1 protein-coding gene and 1 pseudogene are annotated in these 1,275 nt (G+C 65.1%); both read right to left on the bottom strand.

Translation table 11 applies throughout. The annotated features are described in order from the left end of the window. Positions 1-355, bottom strand: a pseudogene (gene tolB, locus EOD07_RS34815) (Tol-Pal system protein TolB); the annotation flags it as partial. A gap of 40 nt (positions 356-395) precedes the next feature. Next, the coding region (locus tag EOD07_RS34810; protein WP_127238386.1) for an energy transducer TonB at positions 396-1,275 on the bottom strand (880 nt) is incomplete at its 5' end.

Here is a 1,275-nt window from a genome sequence, read left to right as displayed (position 1 = left end):
GGGCGCGGATGCGCCCATCGGCCTCCTTGCTCACGCTGCCGGTGACCAGCGCCTGCGCGTTGATGACCTTCCAGTCGTCGAAACGGGGCGTGGCATCCGGATTCGTGATCTTTTCGACAAAGGCGGCCTTGTCGATCGGCGCGAACAGTCCCGACCGTTTCAGATCGGCCGTGACGATCTCCGATATCTGCGGGCCAAGCCCTCCCTCGAAGTCGGGGATGGCGATCGGCATCGGCTCGACATTGCCTTTGTTGACGTTCAGCTCGAGAGTTGCCTGGGCGGGCAAGGTGGCGACGGAACTTATGCCCATCGCCATCGCGGCGACCATCAGGAGCGGCTTGAGGATGGCTTTCATGTCTTCTCGCTTCTCTTGCTGATTTTTTGGACGCACGGGCTTAGAGGCCAAGCATCGCTCTCGGATCGAAGTTGACGCGAATGTCAGACCAGATGTCTTGCTTTCCGGCGGGAACCTGCAGCCCGGCGACATCGCATTTCTGCACGGCGCGAACCGCGCTGGCATCGAACTGGGGGTTGCCGCTGGACTTCTCGACGGTCGGGCGACCCTCCAGCTTGCCGGAGGCATTCAGGTTGAAACGGACGACCACGGTGAAGTTCTCGGAGCCTTCGAGGCCGACCGGAAGGGTCCAGCAACCACCGAGCTGGTCCTCCAACGCCCCTTGCTCCGACCTGGAGAGCTTCTGGCCCTGATCCTTTTCGCCGCCGAGCGAGGCCTGCTGCGTCGAGCGCTTGGCGCCGCCGCCGGACGGCTTCTGCTTATCGAGCAGGGCCGTTATCTCGTCGGCGTTGAACTGCTTCTCGTCCGATTTCTTCTTGGAAGACGCTTCCTTCACCGGCTTTTCGGCATCCTTGCGATCCGGCGCCTTGGCGCTCTCGGCCTGCGCCGGCTGCGGCTTCGGCCGCGCTTCCGGCGCGGGCGCCGAATCCGGAAGCTTTGCTTCCTCCGCCGGCTGATCCTGTGAGATCGCCTCGGCGACGGCGTCCGGTTTGACCTCTTCCTTCTGGATGGCGGCGGTCTTGTCCGGCTGCGGCGCGGGCGTCGGTTCCTTGGCCGGAGTCGGCTTCGGCTCGGTCTGCTTGACCGGCTCGGGCTTGACCTCTTCCTTCGGCGTCGGCATCGGCGCGACTTCGGTCGCGGGCGTGGGCTTCGGCTTTTCCTGCGGCTTCGGCACGTCCTCGACCGCCGGCTTCTCTGTCGGCGTCGGCGCGGGCGGCGGCGCCGCTGTTTTCTCGACCGGCTTCGGCTTGGCTTCGTCC

It is taken from the genome of Mesorhizobium sp. M2C.T.Ca.TU.002.02.1.1 (genome assembly GCF_003997225.1).
The sequence above is the reverse complement of the archived record's forward strand: the minus strand, read 5'-3'. Positions and strand labels throughout refer to the sequence as shown.